25 protein-coding genes and 1 riboswitch are annotated in these 26,248 nt (G+C 37.1%); of the genes, 9 read left to right on the plus strand and 16 right to left on the minus strand.

The window, feature by feature from the left end; genetic code table 11:
* Together CWS31_RS14035 and CWS31_RS14040 are read left to right on the plus strand one after the other, a co-directional pair.
* Nucleotides 1-314, plus strand: a 314-nt coding sequence (locus CWS31_RS14035) for an ATP-grasp domain-containing protein (RefSeq protein ID WP_484038965.1), incomplete at its 5' end; no start/stop codon positions are given.
* A 12-nt stretch (nt 315-326) separates the two neighbouring features.
* Entirely contained in the window at nt 327-1,346 is a 1,020-nt protein-coding gene (locus CWS31_RS14040; RefSeq protein ID WP_101343043.1) for a succinylglutamate desuccinylase/aspartoacylase family protein, read from the plus strand.
* A 173-nt stretch (nt 1,347-1,519) separates the two neighbouring features.
* Here CWS31_RS14040 and CWS31_RS14045 read toward each other — a convergent pair whose 3' ends face one another.
* Nucleotides 1,520-2,599 carry a phospholipase A gene (locus tag CWS31_RS14045; RefSeq protein ID WP_101343042.1) on the minus strand — a complete coding sequence of 360 codons (1,080 nt, stop codon included), beginning with the start codon at nt 2,597-2,599 and terminating at the stop codon, nt 1,520-1,522.
* Nucleotides 2,600-2,815: 216 nt separating this feature from the next.
* Between CWS31_RS14045 and CWS31_RS14050 the strand changes: the two genes are divergently transcribed.
* The 3 genes from CWS31_RS14050 (at nt 2,816) to CWS31_RS14060 (ending at nt 5,433) form a co-directional block, all read left to right on the plus strand.
* Nucleotides 2,816-3,541, plus strand: a complete 726-nt coding sequence (locus tag CWS31_RS14050) for a 5-oxoprolinase subunit PxpA (protein ID WP_101343041.1) — start codon at nt 2,816-2,818, stop codon at nt 3,539-3,541.
* Entirely contained in the window at nt 3,541-4,404 is an 864-nt protein-coding gene (gene pxpB, locus CWS31_RS14055) for a 5-oxoprolinase subunit PxpB (protein ID WP_246143544.1), read from the plus strand. Before CWS31_RS14050 ends, pxpB begins: the two co-directional genes overlap by 1 nt.
* A gap of 75 nt (nt 4,405-4,479) precedes the next feature.
* On the plus strand, nt 4,480-5,433 hold the full coding sequence (locus tag CWS31_RS14060; RefSeq protein ID WP_101343040.1) for a 5-oxoprolinase subunit C family protein: 954 nt from the start codon (nt 4,480-4,482) through the stop codon (nt 5,431-5,433).
* A gap of 55 nt (nt 5,434-5,488) precedes the next feature.
* Here the strand turns inward: CWS31_RS14060 and uspE are convergent, their stop codons facing one another.
* The 10 genes from uspE to ccoN form a co-directional block, all read right to left on the minus strand.
* Nucleotides 5,489-6,436: a universal stress protein UspE gene (gene uspE, locus CWS31_RS14065; protein ID WP_101343039.1), complete on the minus strand. Its 948-nt coding sequence runs from the start codon at nt 6,434-6,436 to the stop codon at nt 5,489-5,491.
* Nucleotides 6,437-6,585: 149 nt separating this feature from the next.
* Nucleotides 6,586-7,305, minus strand: coding sequence for a fumarate/nitrate reduction transcriptional regulator Fnr (gene fnr / locus CWS31_RS14070; protein ID WP_101343038.1), 720 nt, complete (start codon nt 7,303-7,305; stop codon nt 6,586-6,588).
* A gap of 99 nt (nt 7,306-7,404) precedes the next feature.
* Nucleotides 7,405-8,181: a sulfite exporter TauE/SafE family protein gene (locus CWS31_RS14075; protein ID WP_101343037.1), complete on the minus strand. Its 777-nt coding sequence runs from the start codon at nt 8,179-8,181 to the stop codon at nt 7,405-7,407.
* Nucleotides 8,182-8,184: 3 nt separating this feature from the next.
* Nucleotides 8,185-8,415: a cbb3-type cytochrome oxidase assembly protein CcoS gene (gene ccoS / locus CWS31_RS14080; RefSeq protein ID WP_101343036.1), complete on the minus strand. Its 231-nt coding sequence runs from the start codon at nt 8,413-8,415 to the stop codon at nt 8,185-8,187.
* A gap of 55 nt (nt 8,416-8,470) precedes the next feature.
* The gene (locus CWS31_RS14085; RefSeq protein WP_101343035.1) at nt 8,471-10,960 is read right to left on the minus strand and encodes a heavy metal translocating P-type ATPase; all 2,490 of its coding nucleotides are present in this window, start codon (nt 10,958-10,960) and stop codon (nt 8,471-8,473) included.
* Between the two features lie 261 nt (nt 10,961-11,221).
* Complete coding sequence (locus CWS31_RS14090; protein WP_101343034.1) at nt 11,222-11,716, minus strand: FixH family protein; 495 nt, start codon at nt 11,714-11,716, stop codon at nt 11,222-11,224.
* 161 nt (nt 11,717-11,877) lie between these two features.
* Nucleotides 11,878-12,849 (minus strand): cytochrome-c oxidase, cbb3-type subunit III, encoded by a 972-nt coding sequence (gene ccoP, locus CWS31_RS14095; RefSeq protein ID WP_101343033.1) that lies wholly within the window; start codon nt 12,847-12,849, stop codon nt 11,878-11,880.
* Nucleotides 12,842-13,048: a cbb3-type cytochrome oxidase subunit 3 gene (locus CWS31_RS14100; protein ID WP_101343032.1), complete on the minus strand. Its 207-nt coding sequence runs from the start codon at nt 13,046-13,048 to the stop codon at nt 12,842-12,844. Before CWS31_RS14100 ends, ccoP begins: the two co-directional genes overlap by 8 nt.
* Nucleotides 13,049-13,069: 21 nt before the next feature.
* Complete coding sequence (ccoO, locus tag CWS31_RS14105; protein ID WP_101343031.1) at nt 13,070-13,714, minus strand: cytochrome-c oxidase, cbb3-type subunit II; 645 nt, start codon at nt 13,712-13,714, stop codon at nt 13,070-13,072.
* Between the two features lie 10 nt (nt 13,715-13,724).
* On the minus strand, nt 13,725-15,149 hold the full coding sequence (gene ccoN, locus CWS31_RS14110) for a cytochrome-c oxidase, cbb3-type subunit I (RefSeq protein ID WP_101343030.1): 1,425 nt from the start codon (nt 15,147-15,149) through the stop codon (nt 13,725-13,727).
* A 571-nt stretch (nt 15,150-15,720) separates the two neighbouring features.
* On the opposite strand from ccoN, the gene CWS31_RS14115 reads away from it, so the two are divergent.
* A complete protein-coding gene (locus CWS31_RS14115) occupies nt 15,721-16,227 on the plus strand; it encodes a hypothetical protein (protein ID WP_246143546.1) in 507 nt (168 codons plus the stop codon).
* A 185-nt stretch (nt 16,228-16,412) separates the two neighbouring features.
* Here the strand turns inward: CWS31_RS14115 and CWS31_RS14120 are convergent, their stop codons facing one another.
* A complete protein-coding gene (locus tag CWS31_RS14120) occupies nt 16,413-18,089 on the minus strand; it encodes a lytic transglycosylase (protein ID WP_101343029.1) in 1,677 nt (558 codons plus the stop codon).
* A 126-nt stretch (nt 18,090-18,215) separates the two neighbouring features.
* Nucleotides 18,216-19,076 (minus strand): hydroxyacylglutathione hydrolase, encoded by an 861-nt coding sequence (gene gloB / locus CWS31_RS14125; protein WP_101343028.1) that lies wholly within the window; start codon nt 19,074-19,076, stop codon nt 18,216-18,218.
* A 189-nt stretch (nt 19,077-19,265) separates the two neighbouring features.
* Here gloB and CWS31_RS14130 point away from each other — a divergent pair, with 189 nt between their 5' ends.
* Both CWS31_RS14130 and CWS31_RS14135 read left to right on the plus strand, forming a co-directional pair.
* Nucleotides 19,266-20,093, plus strand: a complete 828-nt coding sequence (locus CWS31_RS14130) for a class I SAM-dependent methyltransferase (RefSeq protein WP_101343027.1) — start codon at nt 19,266-19,268, stop codon at nt 20,091-20,093.
* A 69-nt stretch (nt 20,094-20,162) separates the two neighbouring features.
* On the plus strand, nt 20,163-20,921 hold the full coding sequence (locus tag CWS31_RS14135; RefSeq protein WP_101343026.1) for a Nif3-like dinuclear metal center hexameric protein: 759 nt from the start codon (nt 20,163-20,165) through the stop codon (nt 20,919-20,921).
* A 79-nt stretch (nt 20,922-21,000) separates the two neighbouring features.
* Here the strand turns inward: CWS31_RS14135 and CWS31_RS14140 are convergent, their stop codons facing one another.
* On the minus strand, nt 21,001-21,765 hold the full coding sequence (locus CWS31_RS14140) for an ElyC/SanA/YdcF family protein (RefSeq protein ID WP_101343025.1): 765 nt from the start codon (nt 21,763-21,765) through the stop codon (nt 21,001-21,003).
* A 208-nt stretch (nt 21,766-21,973) separates the two neighbouring features.
* Nucleotides 21,974-22,215: riboswitch (Lysine riboswitch) on the plus strand.
* A gap of 174 nt (nt 22,216-22,389) precedes the next feature.
* On the opposite strand from CWS31_RS14140, the gene lysC reads away from it, so the two are divergent.
* Nucleotides 22,390-23,784 (plus strand): lysine-sensitive aspartokinase 3, encoded by a 1,395-nt coding sequence (gene lysC, locus CWS31_RS14145; RefSeq protein ID WP_101343024.1) that lies wholly within the window; start codon nt 22,390-22,392, stop codon nt 23,782-23,784.
* A 337-nt stretch (nt 23,785-24,121) separates the two neighbouring features.
* Here lysC and CWS31_RS14150 read toward each other — a convergent pair whose 3' ends face one another.
* Together CWS31_RS14150 and sbcB are read right to left on the minus strand one after the other, a co-directional pair.
* Nucleotides 24,122-24,607 carry a glutathione peroxidase gene (locus CWS31_RS14150; protein WP_101343023.1) on the minus strand — a complete coding sequence of 162 codons (486 nt, stop codon included), beginning with the start codon at nt 24,605-24,607 and terminating at the stop codon, nt 24,122-24,124.
* A gap of 193 nt (nt 24,608-24,800) precedes the next feature.
* Nucleotides 24,801-26,246 carry an exodeoxyribonuclease I gene (sbcB, locus tag CWS31_RS14155; protein ID WP_101343022.1) on the minus strand — a complete coding sequence of 482 codons (1,446 nt, stop codon included), beginning with the start codon at nt 26,244-26,246 and terminating at the stop codon, nt 24,801-24,803.
* Nucleotides 26,247-26,248 lie beyond the last annotated feature (2 nt).

Raw genomic sequence — 26,248 nt, forward strand, 5'->3', positions numbered from 1 at the left:
TTGCGGCGATGAAACGTCAAGGCGCGGAAGGTGAATTTCGCTCTAACTTACACCGCGGCGGCTCAGCAACTGTGGTTAAATTATCAAAAGAAGAGCGCGACACGGCAATTATGGCGGCTAAAGCAATGGGCTTAAATATGTGTGGTGTTGATTTACTTCGTTCACAACATGGCCCTATGGTGATGGAAGTTAACTCTTCTCCTGGTTTGGAAGGAATTGAGGCCGCAACGGGTCAAAACGTAGCGGGAATGGTGTTTGAATTTTTGGAAAAAAATGCTAAACCAAATAATACTAAAACTCGTGGTAGAGGTTGATTAAGGAAAGTTATGGATATTTTAAAAATTGGTGAGTTTGAAATTTTACCTGGTGAGCAACGCAAAATAGATTTGCCTGTTGCTAAACTATATACCGATGCCAATGTATCGTTACCTATTCATATTATTCGCGCTAAAAAGCCAGGCCCAACAATTTTTGTTAGTGCCGCAGTGCACGGTGATGAATTAAACGGTATAGAAATTATTCGTCGTTTGATTAATGAGAAAAAATTTAAAATTATTAAAGGTACTTTAATCGCTGTACCTATGGTTAATGTGTATGGTGTGGTAAATCAAAGCCGTTATATGCCTGATCGTCGTGATTTAAACCGTTGTTTTCCAGGCTCGGCAAAAGGATCGCTCGCCGGTAGAGTGGCGCATATATTTCTTAATGAAATTGTTAAGCACTGTGATTACGGCATTGATTTACATACAGGTGCAATTCATCGTTCAAATCTGCCGCAAATAAGGGCCGATATGTCTGATGCAGCCACAAAAGAATTAGCAGAAGTATTTGGCGTGCCAGTAGTATTAAATTCTAACTTAGTTGATGGCTCGCTCAGAGAAGCTGCAGTTAGGAATGAAACCAAAATACTATTGTATGAAGCCGGTGAAGCATTACGTTTTGATGAATTCTCAATTCGAGCAGGCATGAAAGGTATCTTAAATGTTTTACAACACTTAGGCATGAAACGCAAAACCTCTGCCTCAAAGAAAAAAGTTGTTCCATTTATTGCAAACGGTAGTCAGTGGGTTAGAGCGAATGCGAGTGGCATTGTACATAACATTGTTAACTTGGGTGACCAAATCACTAAAGGGCAAGTGCTGGCCGAAATAGGCAGCCCTTATGGCGAGGTTATTGATGCGGTTAAAGCGACTCGATCAGGTATTTTAATCGGTAAACAAAATATCCCGTTAGTGCAAGAGGGGGAAGCTATGTTTCATGTCGCTTATTTTAGTGAAGATGATGAAGAAATTGCCGAGCGTATAGAAACGATTCATGATCAATTATTACCTGATAATGAAGATTAATCGTTTAAGCTAGCAGATTATAATCAAAGCCCTAATAAACTTAGGGTTTTGATTAAAGACTAATCATTCTCTGAATTGAGCCTGTTCCAACTATGAATTTGAATTCTGCTTAACTTATGTTTTAGTTATTTTTAAGTAGTGTTTAGGTAGTGTTTAGCGTCAATTTCCATTTATTATAGTAAAGTCGTTAGCGCTATACCTATACCAAAGCGTGTTTGATTAATATTATAATCAATTAAACTTCCACCATAACCACTACTGAGTTGTGTGTAACCCTTAAGTTTACCCCACAGAGGAAAAGTAGCGCCTATCTCAATAAAACCATTATGTGTAGAGAAATTATTTCTAATTTTTGAATAGTATTCAAAGTTGATACTCTGCTTATAAACCATACCCAATTCAAAATAGCCCATGTAATCAATTATATCGGGATTATCATCACCATCACCATCTATCACCCCGTTTACTGGCGGTGACTTTTCAGATTCTGGGATCCTCCACCATGCGCGGAAAGCCAGGGCAAAATCACGTTTTTCATAAAGGTAGGTTGCATAAGCACGGTTCCAACTTCTTGATAATAATTGCGATTGTCCGTTTGATTGATGTTCTAAACCCAAAACTAATGCTGAATTCCCTCCGAAAGGGTGTAAATTAATTGGTGTAAGGTAGAAGAATTCAGGTTGGTAATTTGTTTCTCTAAAAGGCTTAGAAATCTCTTTCGCATAAATTTGCCACCATGATTGCAACGTAAAACCAAAGAAAATTTGATCGCCTTCTCGAAACAAATCCCCCGTTAATAAGGGAATTTTTACACTGATTTGAAACTGAGCTTCAACATTTTTTAGATCATCTTCCCAAGTAGAAAAATCTTTATAAGCGTTTCGGTTAACAGTGTTAACGACCGTAAAGGGTAAGATATAATTCATTTTATAAGGTGTTAAAACATAAGGATTATCTTCGCTGTGTTTTTCTTTAATAATTCGATTAGATAAAGCGCCTAACTCAATAGGTTGTTCATTGTTTTCATGGAGAATTTCACGGGCGATTTTCTGCTCACACAAGCTCTCTATTTCTGCTAAAGATGTTTTTTTATCAGCACTTTTAATGGTTTTGATGATGCACTTGTCAAACTTATCAGCAGATGGATACTCTGTTTCGACACTGGTTTTACTATCAGCAGCGTTAACTGGTATGTTAACAACAAAGTACAGTAAAAAAGTTAAAAAACTGCTCGAAAATACGTTATTGTTCATACATTCTTTATCATGTGGTTTATTGATAGTTTATATTAACAAGTATAACCTGTTATTGGCTGAGTCAATAAGCATTGATTTGGCTCAGGCATATACCTATAGATTTGTGCTATTTAGTTATGAGCTTGAATATAATTGAGATAATAATTTTTACTTCTTTTTCAGCATTTAGAAACGCTTTTATGAATAAAGAACGGTACACGAGTATATATGATAATGAAATTAAACTGTGATTTAGGCGAAAGCTTTGGCGCGTGGTCCATGGGGCTTGATAATGAGGTGATGCCTTATATTGATCAAGCCAACATTGCTTGTGGCTTTCACGCCGGCGATTCCTTAGTAATGCAAAAAACATTAACTTTGGCAAAACAATGTCAAGTATCTATTGGCGCGCATCCAAGTTATCCCGATTTAGTAGGGTTTGGACGACGGTCTATGGCCTGTACACAGCAAGAAATAATAGCAATGCTCCACTATCAAATTGCAGCACTCGACGGTATGGCACAAGTTCAAGGATTATCGCTTGATTATGTGAAACCTCATGGTGCGCTATACAACGATATGATGAAAAAACCAGAAGTATTTAACTCGATTTTAACGGCTATTTCTCAATATCCTAAGAAACTTGTGTTGATGATCCAAGCAACAGCTGACTTTGATAATTATAAACTACAAGCAACGAAATTAGGCATTACGTTGTATAGCGAAGCATTTGCTGATAGATGTTATGACGATAACGGCAGATTATTAGCTAGAACTGAGCAAGATGCGGTGTTATCTAAAGAAGCTATGCTTGCACAAGTCAAGCAACTGGCAGAGCAGGGCAGTGTTACCACTATTTCAGGTAAGATTCTAACATTAAACGTTGATAGCTTGTGTGTGCATGGTGATAATATTGAAGGCGTACAGGCCATTCGTGAAATAAAAGATTTGCTACGTTAATGGCTATAGATGATCAACCCAAGCGGCCTGTGTATAACAGCCCATTAACTCCAGAGTTTAATTGTGAGATGAATACATCAACTCAAATTAATGAACATATTCGATTGGATATTGCTGGCGAAAATGTATTAATACTTTACTTTACGGAGCTTGATTTTACAGAACATGACTTAACGCTAGGCGCTAACGAGGATAAAAAAGAACCTTCTTCCAATAATATTTTGCAAAGCGGTATTTCCGAAACTGTTAATAGCCAAGTGCAGCAAACTGTAGTTTTACTCCGTCAGCATTTAGCCAATGAAATTATTGATCTTATTCCTTCATATGCTTCCGTTTTGGTAATGTTTGATTTATTGAAAACCGATCATCACCAATTACGATTAAAATTACAACAATTATTAAAATCTTGCACAATAGCACCTGAGCAGCAAGGTAGGCTAATCGAATTACCAGCTTATTATTCTCTTGAATCAGGTATGGATTTACCCCGTATTGCGAAACAAGCGAAATTAAGCGTTGAGCAAGTTATTCATTTACATCAAGCACAAGAGTATCGGGTTTATGCCATAGGCTTTGCACCCGGCTTTGCTTATTTAGGTGAAGTGGATGAGCGTATTGCTATGTCGAGGTTAGCAACACCACGATTAACAGTGCCTAAAGGTGCAATTGCCATTGCAGATAGGCAAACTGCAGTTTACCCCGCACAATCTCCAGGGGGATGGAATATTATAGGCTTATGCCCAACAGATATGTTTAATGCCAAAGCTGAGCCAATAATGCCTGTAGCCGTTGGTGATAGAGTAAAGTTTGTGGCAATAACTAAACAACAGTTTTTAAGCTTGGGCGGAAAATTAGCTGATTAGGCGACGTTAGTCACCAACTATTAAAATGACAATATCAGTGATACTCATGGTAACGACAATAAAGGATAAACAACAATGCTAGGGTTTGTCGTTAAAAATTCGGGTGTACTAAGCATAATTCAAGATGCTGGCCGTTTTGGGGCGTTTAATTTAGGTTTAACCAATGGCGGCCCTGCGGATGCCTTGGCGTTTAATTGGGCTAATAAATTATGCGGTAATGAACTTAACTCATCAGCGATTGAGATTAGTGTCGGTGGTTTACAATTAACAGCGCAAGTTGATTGTGTTATCGCTATAACTGGCGCGCCTATGCCACTAACGCTTAATGGTAAAGCAAAAGAGTTATGGCAAAGCTTTACGGTAAAAGCCGGTGATAATATTCAGCTTGGTTTTGCTTCGGTTGGCGTACGTTGTTATTTAGCCGTTGCAGGAGGATTTACTGTACCCCATATTTTTGGCAGTAGCGCTACGGTTTGTCGAGAATCTATAGGTGGTATTAATGGTGGTAAATTAGTGGTTAATGATCTATTAGTTTGTCAACAAATGTCCACAGTAAGCTGTAAAAATATAAAACTATGGCAGTTGCCTGAGTATGATATTCCAACCTATTCTAACGAAGTGGTATTAAAAACAGTATTAGGTTATCAACATCAGCATTTTAGTGTAGCTGAAAAACAATTATTTTTCAGCAGTGAATATAAGATAGGTAAGTTATGGGATCGCATGGGGTATCGTTTACAAGGACGGCCCATTACTGCAGATATTGACGGTATCTTATCCGAAGGGATCAGCTATGGAGCGATACAAATACCTGCAGATGGTCAACCTATTGTATTATTAAACGATCGGCAGACTATCGGCGGTTATCCTAAAATGGGGACTGTTTTTTCAGCAGATTGCGCTAAGCTTTCGCAGTATCGACAAGGTGATAGCGTTCGTTTTAAGCCAATATCAATAGAAAACGCAAATAATTTATATCATCTAAATGCCGCGCGATTTAATCGTATTAAACTTATTCGTTGTAACTAAGCCGAGTTAAATCAATATGTTTAACTCATCGGCTTAATAAACATTATACTCGCATCTACTCAGCTAGTGGCGACACATAACCGTCAGGCTTTAATGCTAATACATCACAGTTTAATAGGTCGATAACTTGCTCTGCTGTATTACCTATTAAAGCGGCTGAAATACCTGTACGGCCAACTGTACCTAAAACCACTAACTCTGCATCAATCTTTAATGCCGTTTCTTCAATGACAGCTTCCGGTAAACCTTCTTCAACATAAGTATTAGCTAACGGTATATTAAAATTATTAGCATGAACTATCATCGCTTTTTGGTGATGTTCATGCATGGCATGATTGTATTCACTCGCATCGAACTCTGGTATTTCAATGGCAATATTCACAGGAGTACCTGGATAAGAGTTAACTAAGTGTACATTCGCGGTAATTAATTGCGCAATATTTTTTGCCTGCTCGGTAATCCGGTTATTTAACGAAAGGTGCTCTGCTTCATCACTACCAACATTTAAGGCTGCTAATATATTGCCTTGTTTTGGCCATGCATGATCTTTTACTAGTAATACAGGGCAAGGGCATTTTCGTAAAATATGCCAATCAGTTGGAGTAAAAACTACCGACTTAAATTTATCGTGATGATGTGTGCCCTTGATCACAAGATCGTGATTATGGCCAATAACTTGTTTGACAATGGCTTCATAAGGGCGATTATTCCAAACGACTTTACTGTGTATTTTGATATCGACATTTAAGTCGTCAATAAGATCATTCAACCATTGTTGTTTTTCTTTGATAACTAGCTCACGCATACTATCTCTATCGTCGCTAGATAATATTGTTGTCATCTCATAGGAAAAGTCGAAGATACTAAAAAAAGCAGTGATTTTGATGTGCTTTTCAGGCAGCAGAGTTTGTATTTTAGAGACTAGTTCTATTGCTCTTTTTAATGCTTTTTGATCTTCATTTGAAGGGTCAATAACAACGAGAATACTTTGATAAATGTCCATACCTGCCTCTGTAAATTAATGAATAATATTATAGTATTTATAGCAAAGTTGACGAGTTAATGCTTATTAAAATTAGTGTTATTTAAATTTTTGAGGCGTTAATGGGTTGTTAAAAGAGCAATACGAGTGAACACCAGGTTATCAGGCCACTATAAATCGGCAGTCTTACAAAGCATATCAAAATCAACAATTGAAATTAATTTCCCTTCAACCTTTATTAAACCGATTTTGTGGAAACGATTTAATAAACGACTGATAGTTTCCACTGTTAAACCAATGTAATTACCAATATCGCTACGTGTCATGGTTAAACGAAATTCGCTGGCGGATAAGCCACGAGCATGATACCGCTCGCTTAAACTGACGATGAAAGTAGCAACACGTTGCTCGGCATTCTTTCTGTTAAGTAAGGTTAACATTGCCTGATCGGTTTTAATTTCATTACTCATTAACCGTAATACCTGCTTTTTAAGTTTCGGCATAGTATCAGATAGTTCATCTAAGTTGACATAAGGAATTTCACATACCATAGATGTTTCGAGGGCTTGGGCAAAACTCGGGTGAGAGTTATCGGCAATAGCATCAAAACCAAGTAAGTCACCTGCAAGATGAAACCCTGTAATTTGTTCTTCACCTTGCTGATTTATAGTATAGGTTTTAAAGGTGCCTGAGCGGATAGCAAATAAAGCATGCATCACTTCGCCGTCTTGAAATAATTTGTCGCCTTTATGAATAGGGCGTTTGCGATCAATAATTTCATCAAGAGAGTTAAGCTCTTGATTATTTAAGGAAAAGGGTAGGCAGAGTTCGCTTATGCTGCAGTTATGGCAATTAATATGTTGTGTTGCAGAGCAGCTATTGTTTGACATGTTATTGACTCTTTTATTAGTGATTTTTATTATTTCTAACTAACTATTAATGACGTTGATTTGTTTAGTTAACCATATACTCCAGCTCTTCGGATATTATTAAAACACTACTCGAATGGCAACTATAAAGCTATATATTCCATAACTAATAAGCGATATCGCCATGGTTTTTCTAAACAGTAAATTAGCAAGTAAGGCTTTAATACTTTGCATACCAATTGACAAAGCAATTAATGCCGGTAGGGTGCCTAAGCCAAAAGATAACATGATAGCTGCCCCTGTCAATGTGCTGCCGCTAGCTAGTGCCCAAGTTAGGGTAGAATAAACCAAGCCACATGGCAACCAACCCCATAACGCACCTAATCCTAGTGACTTCTTACGACTATCAACAGGAATAACAAATTTTGCCATGGGGGATAAATGTTGCCATAAACCTTTGCCTAAAGCTTCAACTCTATTAAGCCACATTAACCATTGGCCTATGTATAAACCCAATAAAATAAGAAATATAGCGGCAACTAAGCGTAACCCGGCTAGTGGTAAGCCTATATTTTTAGCTGCTATTGAACCAGTAAAACCTACGATGGCGCCAATTAAGGTATAACTAGCAATGCGGCCAATATGATAAAATAAAATGAATTTAAAACGGCTTGATTGCGCCGAACACGCTGTTGATGAACTCATTGGGGGGGCAGCACTTGTCACGGTAACGGGTATGTCACCTTGCGTGCTGATGTTTGCTTGTCCTAATGTCTCACGCTTTGTGGGCTTATTAATTACCGAAGTGAGCATGGTAGTTATGCCACCACACATAGCTAAACAATGACCAGAGCCAAGTAAGCCAATAATAAAAGCGGAAAATAAATCAATACTCATGGTTTAGTTAGGCTTGTTTATATCTGATTGAACTTCTGGCTTAATTTCTTGCATCTGCTTTTCGATGCTAATTTCATCTGTATTGTTTTTACGTTGTTCATCGTCAAACAAAATGCTCATGCCTTGCTTTTCAAGATCATCAAACTGTTCTGTTTTAACGGCCCAGAAAAAGAAGTAAATACCTAACGCGGTGAATATGATGGCGATTGGGATTAATATATAAATGATACTCATTGTTTTTATCTCTTAGCTAATGTTTTAGCTTATTGGCTCTTCGCTTACGCAGCGTTTAAGGTTTAAGTAAGCGTAATGAATTGGTGATCACTAATATGGAGCTAGCAGACATACCAATTACCGCCATATATGGGGTAATATATCCGGCAACGGCTAAGGGTAATACAATAGCATTATAACCAAATGCCCATAAGTAATTTTGAAATATTATGCGTCTTGTTCGGTGCGATACTTTGATTAAGGTATTGATGCTACTTAATTTATTATTGAGCAAAATTACATCTGCGCCACTTTTAGTGATATCTGCGCCACAGCCCATAGCAATCGATACGTGTGCGGCACCAAATACTGGAGAGTCATTAACACCATCCCCAGTCATAGCTACGTTATCGCCTTGTGCTTGCATGTTTTGTATATACTGCATTTTTTCTGTCGCGCTCAAACCTCCTAAAGCAACATTCAACGGTAATATCTGACTAATAGCATCACAAGCATGCTGACTGTCACCTGATAATAAACGCGTTTTATGTTGCTTATTAAGCTCTGATAAGGTGTTAAAGGCATCATCACGAACTTTATCGATAAGGTAAAAAGCAGCAATTATTTGTTTGTTTGCCATTAAAATACAATTAGCACCTTGTAAATCAATTTGCTTGCCTTGCTGACAATTTATTGCACCTAATTTAGCTAACCAAGTACATTTACCAATAGTATAATCGATCTCATTAATAGACCCCGTAACACCTTGACCTGAGTGTACTTTAACTTGTTCGGCTTTGAGGCTGTGATCTCTAAATTCAGTAAAAGGCTTAGCTATTGGGTGCTCTGAATGAGCTTCAAGTGCGGCTGCAATGGCAAGTACTTGTGCTTTACTCGTATTGTCATTATTCGATCCAATGAGTTCAATACGGTCAATAGTAAACTCACCTGTGGTTAAGGTGCCAGTTTTATCAAAAGCAAAACAATTAATACTAGGAATAGTTTCCATAACATGACCACCTTTGATCATTATCCCCGCTTTATTCAAACGAGTTGTAGCGCAGGTTAAACCGGTAGGTGTTGCTAATGAAAGGGCGCAAGGGCAGGTCGCGACTAACACTGAAAGGGTGATCCAAAAAGCTTCTTCAGGTAAATGTTGATGCCAATAAAGTGCAGTACCAATTGAGGTTAATAATATGATGGCAACAAAGTATTGGGCTATTTTATCTGATAATTGAGCTATTTTAGGTTTATGTGTTTGTGACTCTTCACTTAAACGGATAAGTTGGCTTAAAAAAGACTGACCTGAGTTTTTAGTGACTTGTACGGTAATATTACCATCACCATTTATCGTACCAGCAAATATTTTATCATTAACTGTTTTATTAACAGGTGTTTGCTCACCTGATAACATCGCTTCATTTAACTGACTGTTACCGAGCGTAATAATACCATCAGCAGGGACAAGCTCACCAGGTTTGATAATTACAATATCACCTTGCAATAAGCTTTTAGCAGCAACAAGTAATTCTTGTGGGGCAGCATCAGCGCTAGTTGAATTAATATCCGTAGGTATTAATTTACAGGCAGTCATCGGCATCAATTTTAATAAATTAGCTGACACTTGGGCCGCGCGAGAGCGGGCTCTAAATTCTAAAAACTTACCAATGAGCAATAAGAAGGTGAACATTGAAACTGACTCAAAATACACTTCCCCTTGTTGCGTAACAGTAGCCCAAGCACTTGCACTAAACGCGAGAATAATAGCAACTGATACTGGCACATCCATGGATAATCGTTTAGCTTTTACGGCGTTTATCGCGCCAATGTAAAAAGGGAATGCGCCATAAAATATAATTGGAATAGCTAGCATAAAGCTTATCCAACGTAGGTATACTTTATTGTCTTCGGTCATATCGGCGAAAGCGCCAAAATATAAACCAACGGCAATCATCATGATTTGCATCATTAAAATACCGCTAATACCAAGACGTTTAATGAAGGCTTTACTCTGTTTCGTATTGTTTATTTCAATGTCATTCGCTTTAAAAGGTAGGGCTTGATAACCAATGCGCTCAATTTCACGCAAAATATCACTCAGTTTTACTGAGGTATCTTGCCACTTTACCGTGGCACGTTGTGTTGTAGCATTAACGTTGATAGAAACTAAACCTGTTAGCTTATCTAATTGTCTTTCAATTAACCAAGCACAAGCCGCACAACTAATGCCATCAACGGTTAATATCGCTTCTTTAAGGTCATTTTGTAGTTCATTACCTTGAGCATCAACTCCTGTATTTGAACTACTATTAAAAACAAATTCACTCTGTAATACCGCTTCATCAAGTAATTTATTTTTTTGTAATTGCTCAGGAATAAGAGAATGACCTTTATGTGCAGGCTCTGTTCTAACTGAATAATATTGAGATAGACCATTCTCAACAATAGTTTGGGCGATGGCTTGACAGCCAAGACAACACATAGGTTGTTGAATATGATTAATTTCAACGTGGAGGTTGATACCTTTAGGAACTATTTCATTACAGTGAAAACATTGAGTAGTCATGATTTAATACTTTGTAACTTTGAAGTGTAATAGCGAACATTGAAAATTCGCTATGGTTCGCCATAGGGTGATAAATTAGCCAGCTAACTTGACTCACGTATTTAACCAACTTTTAACCTATTCTCTCAATATAAGCTCCGCTTAACAATACGTAATAAATGGAGCTTAGTTGATAGTGTTTAATAGATGGATCTTAGTTGGGTTGAATATGTTAATGCCATTAATTTAAAGGTACTTATTAAAGATATTTATTAAAGATATTTACTGAGCTTTTATTGGATCAGGAATAAAGTCGATAAAATTCTTTTGTGGTAAGCCAACAGTATCCTGAATTTTCCAGTGACCTTCAAAAGAGGTTAAAGTAATTTTCCATTTACCACCAACAGGTTGCTCAAATTGATGTCTAAAATGACCATTGCCATCAGGTGTTAAGGCTAAGTAAAAGTCTTGTTCAGCCAGTGTAGGGTGAGCAAAATTAACATTGAGTAATGGAAATACTTTTTCTATGCCAGTAGGCTTTATGATTAACTCGTTACCATCTAATTGCAGTGCAAAGCGAAGCCCTAGTTTTTGCGCCATTTTTACTTTGCCAACTTCTAAATTAATGGCTTTGCCTTTTTTATAATAATCCCCAACCACTAAAGGATCTGGGTTAGTATTGGCGATGATATAAGTTGAAATGCCTGCGACAACGGCAGTAAAAGGTAAAATAAAAACTAACCAAGCCCAAGGCTCACGATACCAAGAATCTTTCATAAAGGTGCTTTTTTTGACAGTAGAATATGGGGCAAGATTATACCTTTTATAACAGCCATCAGCTAGTTTTGAAGACAAATAAAAAAGCCCTTGATTACCAAAGTAATCAAGGGCTTTATCTTTACAATACCGCTAATCTAAAAAAAGCTAGATATTGATAATTAGTCTTGCGATAAACTGTAAACGTAGGCGCCAATTAGGTGAACTTTTTCTTCACCTAAAATATCTTTCCATGCTGGCATAACACCGGCGCGACCATTACGAATAGTTTCTTCAATAACACGTTTTGAACCGCCGTATAACCATATGTTATCAGTTAAGTTTGGCGCGCCCATAGGCGTACCCATAGCTAAACTACCTTGACCATCTGGACCATGACAACCTGCACATATTGCAAATTTTGCTTTACCTGCTTTTGCCATTTCAGGATCTACCGAGCGACCACTTAGACTAATAACATAAGCAGCAACTTCTTGCACACCTTGCTCGCCGCCTAAAGTTGTTTCCCAAGCCATCATACCAGCAGCCTTACGGCCATTCATTATGGTTTCTTTAATCGCTTCAGGTGTACCGCCATATAACCAGTCTTTATCAGCTAGGTTAGGAAAGCCAGTAGTACCGTGAGCATCAGAGCCGTGACATTGTGCACAGTTTTGAATGAATAAGCGCTGACCAATTTTTAATGCTTCGTCGTCTGTCGCTAAATCTTCAATACTACGCGCCGCGTAAGCAGTGAAAATTGGACCAAACTTAGCATCAGCAGCAGCCATTTCTCGATCGTACTGCACTAGTACACCCGAGTCTTTTTCTAAATACTTTGCTGTTTCGGCATTTGATTGTGCAATACTTAAAATACCTTGGTTAGAGCTTTTCCAGCCTAAAAGACCAGTCCATGCACCTAAACCATACATAGCAATGTAACCAAAAGCCCAAATGATTGTTAGTAAGAAAAAGGTACTCCACCATTTAGGTAAAGGGTTATTTAACTCTTCAATGCCGTCAAAGCTATGACCCATTGACTCACCTTCTTCAACGCCTGCAAAGTTCTTCAAGCACATACGTAGTAGTAAAGTAAGTGCTACTAACAAGCCAAGAGAAAGAACCCAAATCCATATATTCCAGAAGCTAGACATTATTATTCGTCTCCTGTTTGCTATCTTTATCGTGATGGCGTTTAGTATTATCAGCAGCTAAATTATCTTCTTCAAAAATAGAGTTTGCGACTTCATCAAATGAGTCTTTACGCTTTTTTGAATATGACCATACAACAATGATAATAAACAACCCCAATATAAGTAGGGCAAATAGCCCTCTAAGTGTACCGTAATCCATAACTTTTCCTTTAGATACGGCTTACTTCAATGCGTGACCAAGTGATTGCAAATATGCAACCAAGGCACTCATTTCAGTTTTACCTTCAACAGCAGCTTTAGCACCGTCAATTTCAGCTTGAGTATAAAGCGGAATTGGGTTGCCGTTTTCATCTTTATGACTGCGGTTACGAGTTAAAAAGTTAAATGTTTCTAGCTTTTTACCGGTTAACTCACCATCTAAGGTATTAGTACTTAACCACTTAAAAGAAGGCATGTTTGATTCTGGCACAACTGAACGAGGATCAATTAAGTGAGCAATATGCCAATCGTCACTATAACGACCACCAACACGTGCTAAATCAGGACCAGTACGTTTTGAGCCCCATAAAAATGGATGTTCCCATACGCTTTCGCCCGCTACACTATAATGACCGTAACGCTCTGTTTCTGCGCGAAATGGTCGAATCATCTGGCTATGACAGTTACTACAGCCTTCACGAATGTAGATATCACGACCTTCCATTTGTAGTGCAGTGTATGGTTTTAAATTATCAACGGGTGTCGCTAATTCTTTTTGAAAGAACAACGGCGTTATTTCAACTAATCCACCGATACTGATAGCCATAACGGTAAATAGAAAGAATAAGCCAACATTCTTTTCAACTTTTTCATGTGAATTTTTCATTTGGCTCTCCTTAAGCTGCATCTACAGGCTTAAGACTATTGTCTTTAGCACCGATAGTTTTAAACATGTTGTAAGCCATTAATATAAAGCCGGTTACAATCAAAACACCACCTAAAAAGCGGATGAAATAGAATGGGTAAGAAGCAGTTAAACTCTCAACAAAACTATAAGTTAATGTACCGTCGCTGTTTACAGCTCTCCACATTAAACCTTGCATTACACCAGAGATCCACATAGCTACGATGTAAAGTACTACACCTACTGTATGCAACCAGAAATGTACGTTAATAAGGCGAATGCTATACATACGACCTTGATTAAATAACACCGGAATTAAGTGATACATAGCACCGATAGATATCATAGCAACCCAGCCTAAAGCGCCAGAATGTACGTGACCAACAGTCCAGTCAGTGTAATGAGATAAAGCATTTACTGATTTTATTGCCATCATCGGACCTTCGAAGGTAGACATACCGTAGAAAGATAATGAAACAATTAAGAAACGTAATATAGGATCGGTGCGAAGTTTATGCCAAGCACCAGAAAGTGTCATGATACCGTTGATCATTCCCCCCCAAGAAGGCAAAAATAGTACAATAGACATAACCATACCTACTGATTGAGCCCAATCAGGAAGTGCTGTGTAATGTAAATGATGCGGACCAGCCCAAATGTATAAAGAAACTAATGCCCAAAAATGCACGATAGATAAACGGTAAGAGTAAACAGGACGTTCAGCTTGTTTTGGTACGAAGTAATACATCATACCTAAGAAACCAGCAGTTAATAAGAAACCAACGGCGTTATGTCCGTACCACCATTGCATCATGGCATCAATTGCACCAGAGTAGATAGAGTATGATTTCATCCCAGAAACAGGAATTACCATAGAGTTACCAATGTGTAATACCGCTACGGTTGCGATAAAGCCACCAAAGAACCAGTTGGCAACATAAATATGTGACACTTTACGTTTTACTAAAGTACCAAAGAAAACAATAGCGTACGAAACCCATACTACAGCAATAAGAATGTCGATAGGCCATTCAAGTTCTGCGTATTCTTTAGAAGAGGTATAACCTAAAGGTAAAGAAATAATTGCCGAAACTATTACTGCTTGCCAACCCCAAAAGGTGAATGGAACTAGCATGCCACCAAAGAGTCGTGTTTTACAGGTACGTTGTACCACGTAATAAGAGGTGGCAAATAATGCACTTGTACCAAAAGCAAATATTACAGCATTAGTATGAAGTGGACGAAGACGGGAGTAGGTTAACCAAGGTGTTTCAAAGTTTAACGCAGGCCAAATTAATTGTGCCGCGATAAGTACACCTAATGAGGTACCAACGATACCCCAGATTACAGTCATTACAGTAAACTGACGTACAACATCAAAGTTGTAGTTTACTGCTGACGTATTACTTGTGGTCATGTTAAGAATTCCGCAGTGTTATTGTTAATCAGAAAGTATAATTGCTATAAGAACTAAATAGATAAAACTTTTAGTTATAGGACACAAAAGTACTTACTCTATGGGTTTGCTCTGTTGAGCTGTGAGATTATGTCACATGGTGTAAAAAAATGTTTCAAAATCCCTATAATTTTACCCTCTGCCAAGGTTATAAATCAACAACTATGCTCGTTTAAATTTGATGTAGATCAATAAAAGCGAGTTAGCGTACGTAATTATGTTGATATTTAGGCAAAAATAAAAGCTATTAAAAAAGTCAATGGCTTAGCAATAAAAAATACCGATTAATTATTGGAAAGTGAAGTGTTTAATTGCAAAAAATTATAACAGCTATTTATATTAGCCATTTAATATTGGCCTGAGTTATGTGATGAGTTATGTGATGAGTTATGTGATGAGTTATGTGATGAGTTAATGACGGTGATCAAATTCAACTCTTACTAGCTAGTTGAGCATAGCTGGTAGATAATGGTTGTTTTTTCAGTCACTCGGTTTTGTGTTAAATATTTTTTAATATGATTGAGGTATTAACGTGTTAATTTTTAATAATGTGCAGGGTAGGCATAAACGCTTGCCGATTATATTGATATTACTTATCTCTGCTTGTAAGCCTGAAAGTGGGTTGGTTAATATTGACGCTCAACTTCAGCCGCAATGTATTACTAGCCAGAGTCAATGCGAAATTAGTACAACAGCAGGTACCTTCATTGTTCAATTTTCGCAAAGTATGCCTAATAGTAAGTTAACGGACAATATTAAAACTGAATTACCCTTTACTATTGAAGTATCTTCACGAACTCCAGAAGGTAATGTACTTCAATCAATTTCTAAGATTTCAGGTTATCTTGAAGGCAAAGATATGTTTATGGGAAAAGTACCTGTCTTTTTTGAAAAACAAGCAGGTAACAATAATTACGTGGCAACTAGTTTACTGGCAAGTTGTAGTGAAGAGCAGATGGTCTGGCGATTATGGCTAACAGTGAATAGCGCGGGGGCTGAGCAAAGATTTTTTGTAGACTTTATGAGCCAACGTCTATAACTTATTATCTATAACTTATTATCTATAACTTATTAAAAGCTAAGCAATAAAAAAGGTAAGCAAAATAAATATTCGCTTACCTTAGATTCTTTATTATCACTAAGTTATTACAGCTAAGTTATTACCAGTAAAAGTTATAATCAGTTAATTACAGCCAGTGAATCAGTATTATTATTACTTTAATGCTAAATATTATTAGTCACATCAACAGAAAGCTTTAACCGTTGACCGGGTTGTAAATACTTCTTTCTATCAAGGTTATTCCATCGTTCTATATCACTAATTCTTACGTTGAATTTATCAGCGATACGGGCAAAAGAATCGCCACTGCGTACTTTATAAGTAATGTTACGCATAATGGAATTCTCAACATTATTACCCGATTTATTGTAACTTGACGCCGTGGTATCTGTGCTTGCTTGTTGCCAGATCACTAAGGTTTGACCTAGTTTTAAGGTGTCTCTTGGCGCAAAACCATTCCATTTAGCGATACTGTTACCACTAACTTTATATTTACGGCCGATATCCCATAAGTTGTCTCCAGAAACAACTATATGTATTGTTTTTAAGCCGTTTCTAGGTTTGCTTTGTTTTTTAGCAATACGTTGCCCTTGTGAAAATATATAACTGTCGAGCGATTTTGCAGCAACGGGAATAAGTAAATATTTACCCGCGCGAATTTGATTACCTTTAATGTTATTTACTTTTTGGATTAAATCTACGCGAGTATTAAATTTATTAGCAATAAAGCCTAAATTGTCCCCGCTTTTAATTTTATAACGTTCCCAAGCAAGTCGATCGTTAGGACTTAGCTCACTTAACCCCTGTTCAAATTGTTCAACTGTGTGTGAAGGTAATAATAAACGATGAGGCCCTTGAGGAGCGGTTGCCCAGCGGTTGTATCCAGGGTTTAAACGCTGTAATTCAGCTAATGTTAACCCTGACAGAGTCGCCGCTTTGGCTAAATCAAGTTGTGATTCTATATCAACTTCAGTGAGTACCGCTTCATTTTCAATCGGGTAAAGTGAAATGTTAAAGTACTCTGGACGTTTAATTAAATCTACCAAGGCGAGTAATTTAGGAACATAGGCACGGGTTTCTTTAGGTAGGTCAAGTGACCAAAAGTCAGTAGGCTTACCTAAACGTTGGTTTTTTCTAACGGCATTACGAACTCGACCTTCGCCTGAATTATAGGCAGCTAATGCCAACATCCAATCACCATCAAAGAAATTATTTAAATATTTTAGATAAGCAATAGCACCTTGGGTGGAAGCGACAACATCACGTCTACCGTCGTACCACCAGTTTTGTTTCATACCAAAACGCTCACCTGTGCCAGGTACAAATTGCCACATGCCTGAAGCGCGTCCGTGTGAGTAAGCAAAGGGATCGAAAGCACTTTCAACAACGGGGAGCAGGGTCAATTCTAACGGCATATTGTTTTTTTCTAATTCTTCAACAATATAATAAAGAAAAGGCTCAGCACGTTTAGCAACGCGGGTAAGATAGCTTGGATGCTTTAAAAACCAGTTTCGCTGTGAAATAACACGCGGCTGCTCTGGAATATCAAAAATAAATTGTGTTCGTATACGTGGCCAAATATTGTTGTCATCATCATCTGCGCCTTCTTTTAACGTATCATTTAGCGAGAAATCACCATCGGCAACAGGATGTATAACATCAATACTTTCGTCTGCTAACAATGCCTGGTTAATTTCTAAAGGCTCTGCTGTTTCTATTTCAGATTCTTCGATACTGAGCGTTGTTTCTTGCTTATCGTTACTTGCAGGTGAATTTTGACAGCCAATTAATAAAACAACTAACGGCAAAAAGGGTAGAAAAGGGAATAATATATGCTTCATGAACAACCAGTAAATCAGTGATAAATAAAAACGATTTAGGAGAATAGCATGCTTTACGGCTATCAAGCTAACATATTGCTTGGCTTGATAGCTGAAATATTGCTTAAATGTACTAACTTAATAAAACTAAAAGCTATTTTTCCAAGCTCGTATTTGTGTAAAAACCTCAGTGTCGTTATGCAGGTTAAACTCAGTGCCACCGTGGTTATTACTTTGTTGTACATGTTGTAAATAATAGGTTTGCGCAGCATTTTGTACTGGAGATTGGTGACAACGTAAAAAAGGATTTATTTTCTGCTCTAAACCAATAGTACTTGGAATGGTGGATTGATTATTTTGACGTTTTATTGCTACCTGCTTTGCATAAATATTTAAATCCTTGTTGTCAGGGTCTACTGCTAGAGCAAAAGCTAGGTTGGCTTGAGTATATTCATGAGCACAGTAAATTAAGGTATTGCTAGGAAGGCTTACTAATTTTGTTAAAGAATGATGCATTTGTGCGGGGGTACCTTCAAACACACGACCACAACCGCCTGAAAATAAAGTGTCTCCACAAAAAAGCAGACCTTGATTTTTATTTTCGTGTTCAGTTTGAGTAAAGTAAGCAATATGACCATGTGTGTGCCCAGGCACGTCTATTACTCTGAACTTACAATTAAGCCTTGGTAAAGTAACACTATCATTTTCAGCTAAGGTGATATCAAGTTGCTTAATACCATCATTAGTAGGACCGTAAACCTTAAGAGGCCAAGACTTTTGTTTTGCAAACGCTTTTAATTTTTCAATACCACCAATATGATCGCTATGATGATGAGTAATTAAAATAGTGGATAAAATCTTGCTGTTTTTTTGTAGGTGAGCAATACAAACTTCGGCATCACCTGGATCTACTAAAGCAATCTCTTGAGTATTATGATGGGAAATTGCCCAAATGTAATTATCGTTAAAGGCCTTAATAGCAGTGACAATTGGCGCTGTGTGATTCATATAAATTTACCTAGAGTATATACATTATCATTAATTGAGAAGGTCAAAGTGAATTAAACGTATGCTACATTAAAAGATGTAATATATGGTAGCATGAAGTTGTATCATTTAAGCTTAGCATGAACTTAAAAACATTAACTCAAACGGTTAAATTCAACCGCTAACTAATTCACGGATAAAGCGAATAAAATGAAACCAGCATTAGCTTTTCGACAATTACATTATCCTAATTCATGGCAAGATTTACCTAATGGTAGGTTGATAAAAAAAGCCATAGAGTCTGAACTTTCTCCTTGGTGGCCTAAATTTTTTGGTTACCACGTTGCTAAGTTAGGCGCGTTAAGTGCTGAAGTTGAAATAGTTAATAGCACCATTAAACATCAAGTTTGTGTATGTAATCAAAACACTTACAGTAAAAGTCATAGTAATGATATAAACTCAAGCGAAGTAAACTTAACCCGCGTGGTTGGCGATATTGATGATCTACCGTTACAAAAGCACAGTGTTGATGTTTGTTTGCTAAGTCATGCATTAGAGTTTTCTCTTGATCCACATCATGTTGTTCGTGAAGCAAATAGAGTGTTGATCCCAAATGGCTATTTGGTTATCACCGGTTTTAATCCAATAAGCCTGGCTGGTTTGAATAGACTCTTACCCTATAGACGTAAAAAGTCGCCTTGGAATGAACACTTTTTCACGCCGATGCGAGTTAAAGATTGGCTTCATTTAATGGGTTTTGAAGTGTTAGCTGATCAGCGCAGCTTACATTCAAGCTTAACTGGAAAGTTAACAACAGAAAAGTTAGACAATAAATGGCACCATTTTGCGAAAAACTACTTACCGTCATTAGGCTCTGTATATGTAATTGTGGCGAAAAAACGGGTATTACCGTTAACCCCTATTAAACCTCGTTGGCAAATTAGACCTGAGTTTAACCCAGTAAAAGTAACGACGATGAATACCTCAAGAAAATTAACACCAACTAACAAAAAAAGTAGCGCTGACAAGGCCATGTAAATGAAAGCAATATAAACGCTCAGCACCTCATTTATAAAATAAATAAAAGAAACAAAAAGAAATTCAATTATGCAAAGAACCGATTTAGAAAAATATTTAACTGACTTATTAAAACCACAGCAAATAAAAGATTTCACGCCTAACGGTTTACAAGTTCAAGGTAGTGATACCATAACTAAAGTGATCACAGGTGTAACCGCATCTAAAGCGCTGATTGAACGTGCAATAACTGAAAACGCCGATGCTATTTTAGTACATCACGGTTACTTTTGGAAAAATGAGTCTTATGTGATCCGTGGTATGAAACATGATCGCATTAAAGCTTTATTACTTAATGACATTAATTTATTTGCTTATCATTTACCGCTAGATATTCACCCAACACTAGGTAATAACGCGCAACTTGCACAGTTATTTAATATAGAAAATGTACGACCGTTAGAGCTAGGCAATTCTTTAAGTGTGGCGATGCAAGGTGATTTTGCTCAAGCTTATAGTGGCAATGAACTAGCTAATATAATAAATGAAACGCTAGGGCGTGAATGTTTACATATTGCCCCGCCCAGTAATAAACCAATCAAGACAATTGCGTGGTGCTCTGGCGGAGGTCAGGGGTATATTGAATTAGCAGCAGAGCAGGGCATAGATGCGTTTTTAACGGGAGAAGTGTCAGAGCAAACAACACATGTTGCTAATGAAATGAATATCCACTTTTTTGCCGCGGGGCATCATGCAACAGAGCGTTATGGAGTGAAAGCCTTGGGTGAGCATATTGCACAAGAGCTAGGACTTGATGTGCAATTTATTGATATCGACAACCCTGTATAGGTTTTAAATTGAAGGTATGTTAATACTGAAGATCAACATATCTCGAGCTTTATTCATATTAACTCATTAAATAAAACAATTATTTAAACAGGTTTTTAAACCATTGCGCTAATTGACCAAGACTTTCATACCAAGCAATTGTAGTTTGCTGTAACTTGATACTATCAGGAAAATAATAAGCCCAGTTTTTAGTACTGTCTGGGTTTTTCACCCAAAACCCGGTCGGTGCTGCAATGGGGTTAATGCCTTGTTCTTCAAAGTAATTCATTGAACGCGGCATATGATCGGCATTAGTGACTAAAACCACTTTAGTTCCTTGCACCCGCGGCGCAATTAATTCTGCTTCTTCAGCAGTATCCATAGGAAAACTTTCCGTAATTATTTTTTGTGCAGGTACTCCTAATAACATTAGCGATTGCTTAACTGTTTCAGCATTAGATACTGGGTTTGTGCCGCCATAACCCGAAGTAATAATTCTAGACTCTGGGTGAAGTTGATAAATACGTAATGCTTCAACCACACGTTGTAATGAACAAGCTGATAACTGACTGGTTACTGGTAGTTGATCATTGTTATTATGATGACAACCGAGCACCACTATATAATCTACAGGTGCTTGTGTTTTTACATAAGCAGGGTAATCATTTTCTATGCCAAACATTACTTTGTCTGAAAAAGGGGGAAAAGCACTTACAAGTAGAATAACAAAAGCGAAGGATAAACTTTTAAAACTTAAGCTTGGTCTTTTCTTATGCATGAGTAATGCGATAAGTAGCAAAAGCAGTATTATATTAATTGGCATGATCAATACAGTGATGATCTTTTTAAGAAGAAATAAATCCATAAAGTTAAATTCTACTACCTAAATCGTTGAGTTATATTAATTGATTCGATTCACTATACCAATAATTATTGTAAAGTGCTTGTGCAATAATTAAATGGCAAAACAGCATATTTTTAATCATTAAATGCATAAAATTTATTGCAATAATAAAAATAATCGGTTCTAATATGCACGCATTTTTAATTAGGGTTAATACTCTACATGAAAATACACCAGAAGAGGTGCGAAACTTAGGTAAAAAAGCATGAGGAACCACAATTCCGAAGACTGTTTTTTGAGGGAGGTTATCGCCGAGAATATTTAAAGGGTGGCTTTAAATATTCGGTCATTTAGGTTGAATCCTGATGACTGTCACCTGACATATTTGTTAATTTTCGCTGCATAATTGCTATCAAGTATTGCAGCAAAATATAAGTTAACAACAAACATAGGTGGAGAGCTTCTGGCTGAAAAGATTACGTATAGTTTTGCTTTTAGTAATTATCACCAATAATTCCCCTAAAAAGTAAAACTTTCCTCGTTACCTACTCAGTCATGCTCTTCCAATATTATTTTACTTAGCATTGTGTGATTATTAAATAACACACTAATAACAATATGCTTAAGTTTTTATGGGAGAAATTTATGAATTCAGAACAAGCAAATACAGTATCAAACTCAAACCTAGATAACGCGTTGACGGTTGCCAAATTTGGCGGCACAAGTGTTGCCGATTATGACGCTATGCTACGCTGTGCAAGTATTATTAAAAACGATACCAGTAACCGTTTGGTGGTTGTTTCAGCTAGTGCCGGCGTAACTAATTATTTAGTTCGTTTAGGTCAAAAAGATGTACCTGCTACAGAGCAAGCCGAGATAATTGAAAATATTCGCGCTATTCAAGTAAATATTACCCAGCACTTATCATCAACCGTAGAGGCAGAGCTTAATCAAGAAATTGACAGCTTACTTACTGAGCTTAGTGGTTATGCCGAAGCGCAAGCTACTGAACATACAACTAAAACAGCAGATGCTATCCTAGCGTTTGGTGAGCAATTTAGCTCACGTATTTTTGCTCAAGTATTACAATCTGTTGGTGTTGAGGGTGAGTATTTTAACGTTCAGCAAATTATGAAAACTAATAGCTTATTTGGTAAAGCTGTAGTTGAACTGATTGAGTTAGATAGACTTTGTGGGCAAGTATTAGCACCTAAGCTGGTTAATAAAGTTATTGTTACTCAAGGATTTATTGGCCAAGATGCGAATGGTAACACTACGACTTTAGGTCGTGGCGGCTCAGATTACTCAGCAGCTTTACTTGCTGAAGCATTAAAAGCGACTAACTTAGCTATTTGGACTGACGTAGTGGGTATCTTTACGACTGATCCACGTATTACCGATCAAGCCCGTGCCATTAAAGAAATAAGCTTTGGCGAAGCTGCTGAAATGGCGACTTTTGGTGCAAAAATATTACACCCAGCCACCCTTATTCCTGCAATGCGTTGTAATATCCCTGTATTTGTTGGTTCAAGTAAAGAGCCAGAAAAGGGCGGTACACAAATTAAAAAGAAAGTAGACTCTAACCCAACATATCGTTCAATTGCTTTACGTCGCGAACAAACGTTAGTTACAGTTAAAAGCCCTGCAATGTTACATGCCAGTGGTTTTTTAGCAAAAGTATTTAGTATTTTAGCAAAGCATGAGTTGAGTGTTGATTTAATTACTACCAGTGAAATTAGTGTTGCATTAACGTTTGATAACCCAGTAGGTTCAACGCAATCAATTATTACTAATACTGTAGTTGCTGAATTAGAACAGTTATGTGAAGTAACCGTTGAACACGGTTTGTCACTTGTAGCTGTTATAGGTAATGGTTTAAACCGTGCTCATGGTGTTGGACAAAAAGTATTTGATACTTTAGAAGGCATTAATGTCCGTTTAATTTGTCACGGTGCTAGCGCGAATAACTTATGCTTTTTAGTTGATGAAGCTGACGCTAACCCAACAGTTGAGAAGCTTCACAGAAGTTTATTTGCATAATTTACTAGGGCTCAACTAGTAAGTTACAAAGCAATTAAGAATAACTTCATAATTGACAAGCTTTACCCGAGCCTAACTTGAATTAATAAAACCCTGGACGATATTTTATATCGTCCAGGGTTTTATTGTTTTATAGCTTCGAGAAAGTATATTCAGTAGGTAGACTTATACCAAGGCGATTAAATATATGCTCATATATACGGGTTAAAATATGCACCTACTTCGTTATTTATTTAATAATTAGAACAATTAGTTATTAAAATAAATGTCATGTATTTAGCAATTTTTCTTAGATATAAACCAGACCACCTAATTAATAAAAGTGGTATTAACTGTATTATATGGTTAATAGCTTCTCAATATCTGATCTAATATCTTCAGGTTTTGTCGTTGGCGCATAACGCTTTATTACTTCACCTTGACGGTTCACTAAAAATTTAGTGAAATTCCACTTAATTGATTTGGAACCTAAAATACCAGGCGCTTGTTGTTTTAAATAACTAAACAATGGCTCGGCATTGGTACCATTTACATCAACTTTATTAAATAATGGAAATTTAATATTAAAGCGTAGGTCACAGAACTGCTGGATTTCTTCGTTGCTGCCACTTTCTTGCTTTTTAAATTGATTACAAGGAAAGGCTAATACTTCAAACCCTTTGTCGTGAAAAGTATCATGGAGTGTTTGTAATCCCTGATATTGTGGGGTGAACCCACAATTACTGGCGGTATTAACAATCAATAATACTTTATCGCTAAACTTATTTAGCTCAACCGTTTCATTTTTATTATTTTGTACCGAGAATTGATAAATATTACTCATTTTGATCCTTCGCTTTATTTTTTGTTAATTGCTTTACTCGCTAGCTTATCAGTTACTTTTCTCACAGTCCTCGCTAGTTACCTCGAGAGAAGAACGCCTATGCGTTGAGCTTTTTTGAACCTGAGTAGAGCTGAGATAATTTCAGGCTGTTGAAGAGTTATCTTACTTTTGTTCAAAAAAACTTGGTGAAACACTAACCTTGAACATACTCATAAAGCGCTTTAAGCACTGACATTTTAGCTTTATCTTCTTCGTGCTCATGTGCAAGATTTTCAATCTTCATCATAAACTCATCAATAGACAAAATACCTTTACCGCCATACTGTAATTTAGTTTGACAATACTGTTGCCATTTTTCTTGCTCTTCAGTTGATAGTGTTTCTGGATGATTCCTTGCTCTATACCTAAATAATAAAACGTCTAAGCGTGAGTCTTGAAATTGAAAAGGATGATTTGCCAATTGTGCTGGCGTTAAACCACGTAAAATATCCATTTGTGCTTTATCACCATGACTAAAAAAACTGCCTCCATATAAAGCTTGCTCAGCATCAACTTCATCGTTATCAAAATCTGAACTAGCAAACACATCACTAAGTTTATCTCTAAGCTCCGCATGTTTTTTCAATAACGATAAATTCTCTAAACAAATTTCGCGTGGAATATCTAATCGTTTGGCATTTTCAGGCAATAAGGTTTTAGCTGGCGCAATAACAGGACATTTATTAACATGAATTAGTTTAATTGGAATAGGTAGTTCATCAGACGCTAAATCATCAAAGCGAGTATATAAACGTGTTTTAATTTCTTCGCTACTTAATTCAAGTAACGGTGATATATCGCGTGCTAAATCAACACAAATAACCGCATTTTTATTTACTGGATGATAGTTAATAGGCGCAAACCAACTGGTACAACCGTGAGCCGAAGAAATTTTACTTGAGGTGTGAACAATTGGCGTCATTTCAGCTGTATTAATCAAATCTTTTACTTGATTTTTATTTCTTAAATTGAAAATAAAATCATACAGTTTAGGCTGCTTTTCTTTAATCAATTTTGCCATGGCAATAGTGGCGTAAACATCACTCATCGCATCATGAGCTGCTTCATGGCTAATACCATTAGCAGCTGTTAATAACTCAAGACGAAAGCTCACTACTTCTTCACCATCACGATCAACAGTTGGCCAATTAATGCCTTCAGGGCGAAGCGCATAACAAGCGCGTATCATATCAATAATATCCCAGCGACTATTACCATTTTGCCATTCACGCCCATAGGGATCATAAAAATTACGATAAAATAAGTAACGACTTACCTCATCATCAAAACGAATATTATTGTACCCAGCAACACAAGTATTAGGTTGCGAAAATAATGCATGAATACGCGCAGCAAACTCAGCTTCAGATAAACCTTCACGCATCGCTTTTTTCGGCGTAATACCTGTTACTAAACACGCTTCTGGTTGCGGTAAATAATCAATTGGCGGCCGACAATAAAACATTTCAGGCTCGCCAATAATGTTTAAATCAAGATCAGTGCGAATGCCGGCAAATTGAGACGGCTTATCAAACGCAGGGGCAATTCCCCACGTTTCATAATCGTGCCAGAGAATAGTATTTTGTACGGTAGAGTTCATTA

Origin of the sequence: Colwellia echini (assembly GCF_002843355.2) — a bacterium.
Lineage (GTDB): Bacteria > Pseudomonadota > Gammaproteobacteria > Enterobacterales > Alteromonadaceae > Colwellia > Colwellia echini.